An 8,010-nucleotide genomic window follows, 5' to 3' on the forward strand; every position below is an offset into this window, starting at 1 on the left:
AACCCGGCTGGCCCGACCTCGACGCAGGGAGGAGGTCACCCTGGGAGTGGTTCGGCTACAACATCGGGTGGAAATCCGGGTGGCGCGGGCGGCCATTCCGGTGGTTCGCAGGGTTCCGGCAGCGGAGGCTCCTCCGGTTCGAGTTCGGAACACGACGAGCGCAAGCCGGGCACCGGCACTCACTGATTGCTTTTCGGATCAAGTGTTTACGAAATAAACGGCATCCCCGGATGCCGTTTTCTTTTGCTCCAATTTAATGTGACCCCAATAAAAAAATGTGCGAATGCACCAACTCGATAATTGGGGTTCGAACATCACGTTTTATTTGCATCCCCTTGATTCGTCGCGTATATTCGCCTTTCGGCTCTCCTGGGCGCATAACGCGGGAAGCACGTAGTACCCGCGCAACGCCGTACAGCGGTCACGTAAGCGGCGTAAATCAAGAAAACGGATTCAACGGCTGGCAACGGCCCCACTCTGACGGTGTCCCCATGAACGATCACCAGCAGCGCGCCGCGGTGCCCGCCGCGCAAGGTCTCTATGACCCGCAAAACGAACACGACGCCTGTGGCGTCGGTTTCGTCGCCCATATCAAGGGCAAGAAGAGCCACGAAATCATTCAGCAAGGCCTGAAGATTCTCGAGAACCTCGACCACCGGGGCGCTGTGGGCGCCGATCCGCTGATGGGCGACGGCGCGGGCATCCTGATCCAGATTCCGGACGCGTTCTACCGCGAAGAGATGGCCAAGCAGGGCGTGACGCTGCCGCCGTTCGGCGAGTACGGCGTCGGCATGATCTTCCTGCCGAAGGAACACGCCTCGCGTCTCGCCTGCGAGCAGGAACTCGAGCGCACGGTGCGCGCAGAAGGCCAGGTCGTGCTGGGCTGGCGCGACGTACCGGTCGATCACGCCATGCCGATCTCGCCCACGGTGAAGGCTAGCGAGCCGCTGATCCGCCAGATCTTCATCGGCCGCGGCAAGGACGTGATGGTTACGGACGCGCTCGAGCGCAAGCTGTACATCATCCGCAAGACCGCGAGCCACCGCATCCAGGCGCTCAAGCTCAAGCACGGCAAGGAATACTTCGTGCCGTCGTGCTCGGCGCGCACGGTCGTCTACAAGGGCCTGCTGCTCGCAGGCCAGGTTGGCGTGTATTACCGCGACCTGCAGGACGAGCGCGTGGTGTCGGCACTGGCGCTCGTGCACCAGCGCTTCTCGACCAACACGTTCCCGGCGTGGGAACTGGCTCACCCGTACCGCATGATCGCCCACAACGGTGAAATCAACACCGTGAAGGGCAACGTGAACTGGCTGAACGCCCGTACCGGCGCGATCGCCTCGCACGTGCTCGGCGACGACCTGCCCAAGCTCTGGCCGCTGATCTATCCGGGCCAGTCCGACACCGCATCGTTCGACAACTGTCTCGAACTGCTGGTGATGGCGGGCTACCCGCTCGTCCACGCGATGATGATGATGATCCCGGAAGCCTGGGAACAGCACACGCTGATGGACGAGAACCGCAAGGCGTTCTACGAATACCACGCTGCGATGATGGAACCGTGGGACGGCCCCGCCGCGATCGCATTCACCGACGGCCGCCAGATCGGCGCGACGCTCGACCGTAACGGTCTGCGTCCGGCGCGCTACATCGTCACGGACGACGACCTGGTCATCATGGCGTCGGAAGCCGGCACGCTGCCGATCCCCGAGTCGAAGATCGTCAAGAAGTGGCGTCTGCAGCCGGGCAAGATGTTCCTGATCGACATGGAACACGGCCGCATCATCGACGACAAGGAACTCAAGGACAACCTCGCCAACGCCAAGCCGTACAAGAGCTGGATCGACGCCGTGCGCATCAAGCTCGACGAGATCGAGCCGAAGGCGGAAGACGTCGCGACCGCGCGCGCCGAAGCCGCCGCGCTGCTCGACCGTCAGCAGGCGTTCGGCTACACGCAGGAAGACCTCAAGTTCCTGATGGCGCCGATGGCGATGTCGGGCGAAGAGGCGGTCGGTTCGATGGGCAACGACTCGCCGCTGGCGGTCATGTCCAACAAGAACAAGACGCTCTACAACTACTTCAAGCAGCTGTTCGCGCAGGTCACGAACCCGCCGATCGACCCGATCCGTGAAAACATGGTGATGTCGCTCGTGTCGTTCATCGGCCCGAAGCCGAACCTGCTCGACACCAACAACATCAACCCGCCGATGCGTCTCGAAGTGTCGCAGCCGGTGCTCGACTTCAAGGACATCGCGAAGATCCGCGCGATCGAGCAGTACACGGGCGGCAAGTTCAGCAGCTACGAGCTGAACATCTGCTATCCGGTGGCCTGGGGCAAGGAAGGCATCGAAGCGCGTCTCGCGTCGCTGTGCGCGGAAGCCGTCGATGCGGTCAAGTCGGGCTACAACATTCTGATCGTGTCGGACCGCCGCGCGGACCGCGACAACGTCGCGATTCCCGCGCTGCTCGCCACCTCGGCGATCCACTCGCACCTCGTGCAGCACGGCCTGCGCACGAGCACGGGTCTCGTCGTGGAAACGGGTTCGGCGCGTGAAACGCACCACTTCGCGCTGCTCGCCGGTTTCGGCGCGGAAGCCGTGCACCCGTACCTCGCGATGGAAACGCTCGCGCAGATGGCGCAGGGCCTCAAGGGCGACCTGTCGGGCGAGAAGGCCGTCTACAACTTCACCAAGGCAGTGGGCAAGGGCCTGCTCAAGGTGATGTCGAAGATGGGCATCTCCACGTACATGTCGTACACGGGCGCGCAGATTTTCGAAGCCGTCGGTCTGGCTGACGATCTGATCGCCAAGTACTTCAAGGGTACGGCCTCGAAGGTGGGCGGCATCGGCCTGTTCGAAGTGGCTGAAGAAGCGATCCGTCTGCACCGCGACGCATTCGGCGACAACCCGGTTCTCGCCAACATGCTCGACGCGGGCGGCGAGTACGCCTACCGCGTGCGCGGCGAAGACCACATGTGGACGCCGGACGCGATCGCCAAGCTCCAGCACTCGGCGCGCAGCAACTCGTACCAGACGTACAAGGAATACGCGCACCTGATCAACGATCAGACCAGGCGCCACATGACGTTCCGCGGTCTGTTCGAATTCCGCCTCGACCCGGCGCGCGCGATCTCGATCGACGACGTCGAGCCGGCCAAGGAAATCGTCAAGCGCTTTGCGACTGGCGCGATGTCGCTCGGCTCGATCTCGACGGAAGCGCACGCCACGCTGGCCGTTGCGATGAACCGCATCGGCGGCAAGTCGAACACGGGTGAAGGCGGCGAAGACGAGAAGCGCTACCGCAACGAACTGCGCGGCATTCCGATCAAGAACGGCGACACGATGCAGTCGATCATTGGGCCGGAAGTCGTCAAGGACATCCCGCTCAAGGATGGCGACTCGCTGCGTTCGAAGATCAAGCAGGTGGCGTCGGGCCGCTTCGGCGTGTCGGCGGAGTACCTGTCGTCGGCGGACCAGATCCAGATCAAGATGGCGCAGGGCGCGAAGCCGGGCGAAGGCGGTCAGCTGCCGGGCCACAAGGTTTCGGAGTACATCGGCAAGCTGCGTTATTCGGTGCCGGGCGTGGGCCTCATTTCGCCGCCGCCGCACCACGACATCTACTCGATCGAAGACCTGGCGCAGCTGATTCACGACCTGAAGAACGTGAACCCGGTTTCGTCGATCTCGGTGAAGCTGGTGTCGGAAGTGGGCGTGGGCACGGTGGCAGCCGGCGTGGCGAAGGCCAAGGCCGACCACGTCGTCATCGCCGGTCACGACGGCGGCACGGGCGCCTCGCCGCTCTCGTCGCTCAAGCACGCCGGCACGCCGTGGGAGCTCGGTCTGGCGGAAACGCAGCAGACCCTGGTGCTGAACCAGCTGCGCGGCCGTATCCGCGTGCAGGCCGACGGCCAGATGAAGACGGGCCGCGACGTGGTGATCGGCGCGCTGCTCGGCGCGGATGAATTCGGCTTTGCGACGGCGCCGCTCGTCGTCCAGGGCTGCATCATGATGCGCAAGTGCCACCTGAACACCTGCCCGGTCGGCGTGGCGACGCAAGATCCGGTGCTGCGCGCCAAGTTCTCGGGCCAGCCCGAGCACGTCGTCAACTTCTTCTTCTTCATCGCTGAAGAAGTCCGCGAAATCATGGCGCAACTGGGTATCCGCAAGTTCGACGATCTGGTCGGCCGCGCGGATCTGCTCGACACGCGCCGTGGCGTGGAGCACTGGAAGGCGAAGGGTCTCGACTTCTCGCGCGTGTTCTACCAGCCGTCGGTCGGCGCAGAAGTCGCGAAGAAGCACGTCGACACGCAAGACCACGGTCTGGACCGCGCGCTCGATCACACGCTGATCGAGAAGGCGAAGGCGGCGATCGAAACGGGCGAGCACGTCTCGTTCATCCAGCCGGTGCGCAACGTGAACCGCACGGTTGGCGCGATGCTCTCGGGCGTCGTCGCGAAGAAGTACGGCCACGACGGTCTGCCGGAAGACACGATCCACATCCAGTTGAAGGGCACGGCGGGTCAGAGCTTCGGCGCGTTCCTCGCACGCGGCATCACGCTGGACCTCGTGGGCGACGGCAACGACTACGTCGGCAAGGGCCTCTCGGGCGGCCGCATCATCATCCGTCCGACCAACGACTTCCGCGGCAAGTCCGAAGAAAACATCATCTGCGGCAACACGGTGATGTACGGCGCACTCGAAGGCGAAGCCTTCCTGCGCGGCGTGGCGGGCGAGCGTTTCGCGGTGCGTAATTCGGGCGCGACGGCGATCGTCGAGGGCACGGGCGACCACGGCTGTGAATACATGACGGGCGGCACGGTGGTCGTGCTCGGCGAAACGGGCCGTAACTTCGCGGCGGGCATGTCGGGCGGTATCGCCTACGTGTACGACCCGGACGGCACCTTCGCCGGCAAGTGCAACAAGTCGATGGTCGCGCTCGACCCGGTCCTGCAGCAGGCCGAACAGGAGCGCACTGTGGACCGCGCACTGTGGCACACGGGCCAGACCGACGAAGCGCTGCTCAAGGGACTCGTCGAGCGTCACTTCCAGTTCACGGGCTCGACGCGCGCCAAGGCGCTGCTCGAGAACTGGGATGCGGCGCGCCGCCAGTTCGTGAAGGTGTTCCCGACGGAATACAAGCGCGCACTGGGCGAACTCGGCGCGAAGAAGGCGAACCAGGAAGAACTGGCCGCCTGATCCGCAAGACGACGACTGAACGAAGACGAAGCGCCCGCCGCGCTCACTGAAGCGGCGGCGGGCGCGGTCCCCTCACCGAATAGATAGAGATAGACGAGAACCCTATGGGTAAGGCAACCGGTTTTCTCGAGTTCGAGCGCCAGCATGAGGCGTACGAAGCACCGCTCACGCGCGTGAAGCATTACAAGGAATTCGTGGCGGCGCTCTCCGACGCCGACGCGAAGATCCAGGGCGCACGCTGCATGGACTGCGGCATCCCGTTCTGCAACAACGGCTGCCCGGTCAACAACATCATTCCGGACTTCAACGACCTCGTGTTCCGCCAGGACTGGAAGAGCGCGATCGACGTCCTGCATTCCACGAACAATTTCCCCGAGTTCACGGGCCGCATCTGCCCGGCGCCCTGCGAAGCGGCGTGCACGCTCGGCATCAACGACGACCCGGTCGGCATCAAGTCGATCGAGCATGCGATCATCGACAAGGCCTGGGCCGAAGGCTGGGTCGCGCCTCAAGTCGCGAAGCACAAGACGGGCAAGAAGGTTGCCGTGGTCGGTTCGGGCCCCGCGGGCCTCGCCGCCGCACAGCAGCTCGCGCGCGCCGGTCACGACGTGACGGTGTTCGAGAAGAACGACCGTATCGGCGGCCTGCTGCGCTACGGCATCCCCGACTTCAAGCTGGAGAAGTGGCTGATCGACCGCCGCATGCGGCAGATGGAGGCCGAAGGCGTGACGTTCCGCACCAACGTGTTCATCGGCCGTGGCGAGTTGCCTGCGTACATCGGCAACACGGCGAAGGAAACGATCTCGCCGGACGAACTGAAGGACCAGTTCGACGCCGTGGTGATCGCAGGCGGTTCGGAAACGCCGCGTGACCTGCCGGTGCCGGGCCGTGAACTCGAAGGCATCTACTACGCCATGGAGTTCCTGCCGCAGCAGAACAAGGTCAACGCCGGCGACAAGCTGCCGAACCAGCTGCTCGCCAAGGGCAAGCATGTGGTCGTGATCGGCGGCGGCGATACGGGTTCCGACTGCGTGGGCACCTCGAACCGTCACGGCGCGAAGAGCGTCACGCAGTTCGAACTGCTGCCGCAGCCGCCCGAGGAAGAGAACAAGCCGCTCGTGTGGCCGTACTGGCCGATCAAGCTGCGCACGTCGTCGTCGCATGACGAAGGCTGCTCGCGCGACTGGTCGGTCGCCACCAAGCGCCTCGAAGGCAAGAACGGCAAGATCGAGAAGCTGATCGCCGCACGTGTGGAGTGGAAGGACGGCAAGATGGTCGAAGTGCCAGGCTCGGAATTCGAAATGAAGGCCGATCTCGTGCTGCTCGCCATGGGCTTCACGCAGCCGGTTTCGCCGGTGCTCGAAGCATTCGGCGTCGAGAAGGATGCGCGCGGCAACGTGCGTGCCTCGACCGAGGGCGAGAAGGCGTACTACACGTCGGTCGACAAGGTCTTCACCGCCGGCGACATGCGCCGCGGCCAGTCGCTCGTGGTGTGGGCGATCCGTGAGGGCCGTCAATGCGCGCGCTCGGTCGATGCGTACCTGATGGGCAGCTCGGAGTTGCCGCGTTAAATCCGGTGTGTCCCGCTATTCGCTGGGACGCACGGGAGACGGCAGGAGACACGAAGCCAGAAAGCCGGGCATCCGCAAGGATGACCCGGCTTTTTTACGTCTGCGCGCGAGAGGATTACCATGACGCGATTGCCCGACCGAACGAGGCCCGCCGATCATGTCCGAAGCCCGCGAGACCGATCGTGACACGCAGCAATGGCGGCGCTGCTTCATCGCGCTTTCGCCCACTGCGGCGTCGCGCGATGCGCTCGCCGCGCTGGACGTGCCGCCCAATGCGCGGCGCGTGCCCTATGCGCAACTCCATCTGACAGTGACGTTCATCGGCGCAATGTCGTTCGACCAGGGACACGTGCTCTCGCGGCGCCTCGCCGAGCACGCGCCGCTCCTCCCGCCCGCTGAAGTCACGCATATCGAATGCTGGCCGGGACGCGCCCATCCGCGCCTCATGGTGGCCGTGCTCGCGATGTCGGATGCGTTCACGGCGCTCGACTGGCACGTGCGCTCACTCATGGGAGACGTGGGATTGCCGCTCGATGCGCGAGCGTTCCGCCCGCATGTGACGCTCGCGCGCTTCGCGCGCGACGCCGTGGGCGCGCCGGCGCCAAGCGGCGGCGAAGCGCTGCCGCCGTTGTGCTTCGAGTCGCTGGTGCTGTATTCGAGCACGCTGGCGAGGCAGGGCGCGCGCTACGAGGCGTTGGCGAGCGTCGCGCTCGATTGAGGTGTCGCCGTGCGTTGGAGTCTCGACCGACGCTTAGTGGCGATACCGCGCCAGCGTCAATCCATCGAGATCGATTTCCGGCGCGCGCTGCGTGACGAGGTCCGCGAGCACGCGGCCCGAACCCATCGACATCGCCCAGCCCGTCGAGCCGTGCCCGACGTTCAGCCACAGGCCATCCACGCCCGACGTGCCGAGCAGCGGCGCGCCGTCCGGCACCATCGGCCGGCGCCCCACCCAGAATTGCGCCGACGAAGGCGTCGCGGCGTGCGGGAACCAGTCGTCGAGCACCTTCATGAGCGTTTGCAGCGCCTGCTCGCGCAGCGTCGCGCGGTGGTCGCCCAGTTCCGCCGTCCCCGCCACACGCAGATACGGGCCGAAGCGCGTGATCGCCGTCTTGAGCGACTCGTCCATGAGCGCGGCGCGCGGGGCCTTCTGCTCGTCGACCACGGGCAGCGTGGCCGAATAGCCTTTCACCGGATACAACGGCACGCGCACGCCAAGCGGCGCTCCGAGCGCCGCGCTCTCCCCG

4 protein-coding genes are annotated in these 8,010 nt (G+C 65.0%); 3 read left to right on the forward strand and 1 reads right to left on the reverse strand.

All coding sequences use genetic code 11. The features are described 5' to 3' along the window. Positions 1–491 precede the first annotated feature (491 nt). The 3 genes from AB4Y36_RS36930 (at position 492) to thpR (ending at position 7,481) form a co-directional block, all read left to right on the forward strand. Complete coding sequence (locus tag AB4Y36_RS36930; protein WP_368610404.1) at positions 492–5,192, forward strand: glutamate synthase-related protein; 4,701 nt, start codon at positions 492–494, stop codon at positions 5,190–5,192. 104 nt (positions 5,193–5,296) lie between these two features. Next, positions 5,297–6,763 (forward strand): glutamate synthase subunit beta, encoded by a 1,467-nt coding sequence (locus AB4Y36_RS36935; RefSeq protein ID WP_069268240.1) that lies wholly within the window; start codon positions 5,297–5,299, stop codon positions 6,761–6,763. 157 nt (positions 6,764–6,920) lie between these two features. Beyond that, positions 6,921–7,481, forward strand: a complete 561-nt coding sequence (gene thpR, locus AB4Y36_RS36940) for an RNA 2',3'-cyclic phosphodiesterase (protein WP_069268241.1) — start codon at positions 6,921–6,923, stop codon at positions 7,479–7,481. A 33-nt stretch (positions 7,482–7,514) separates the two neighbouring features. Here the strand turns inward: thpR and AB4Y36_RS36945 are convergent. After that, positions 7,515–8,010: FAD-dependent oxidoreductase (locus AB4Y36_RS36945; RefSeq protein ID WP_368685583.1), on the reverse strand; the 496-nt coding region annotated here is incomplete at its 5' end.

It is taken from the genome of Paraburkholderia sp. BR10936 (assembly GCF_040965735.1).
GTDB classification, from domain to species: Bacteria; Pseudomonadota; Gammaproteobacteria; order Burkholderiales; family Burkholderiaceae; genus Paraburkholderia; species Paraburkholderia nodosa_A.

Bases quoted from the DNA above. Each gene is read 5' to 3' on its own strand.
- AB4Y36_RS36935 (WP_069268240.1), top strand. From the start codon at position 5,297: ATGGGTAAGGCAACCGGTTTTCTCGAGTTCGAGCGCCAGCATGAGGCG.
- thpR (WP_069268241.1), top strand. From the start codon at position 6,921: ATGTCCGAAGCCCGCGAGACCGATCGTGACACGCAGCAATGGCGGCGC.
- AB4Y36_RS36930 (WP_368610404.1), top strand. From the start codon at position 492: ATGAACGATCACCAGCAGCGCGCCGCGGTGCCCGCCGCGCAAGGTCTC.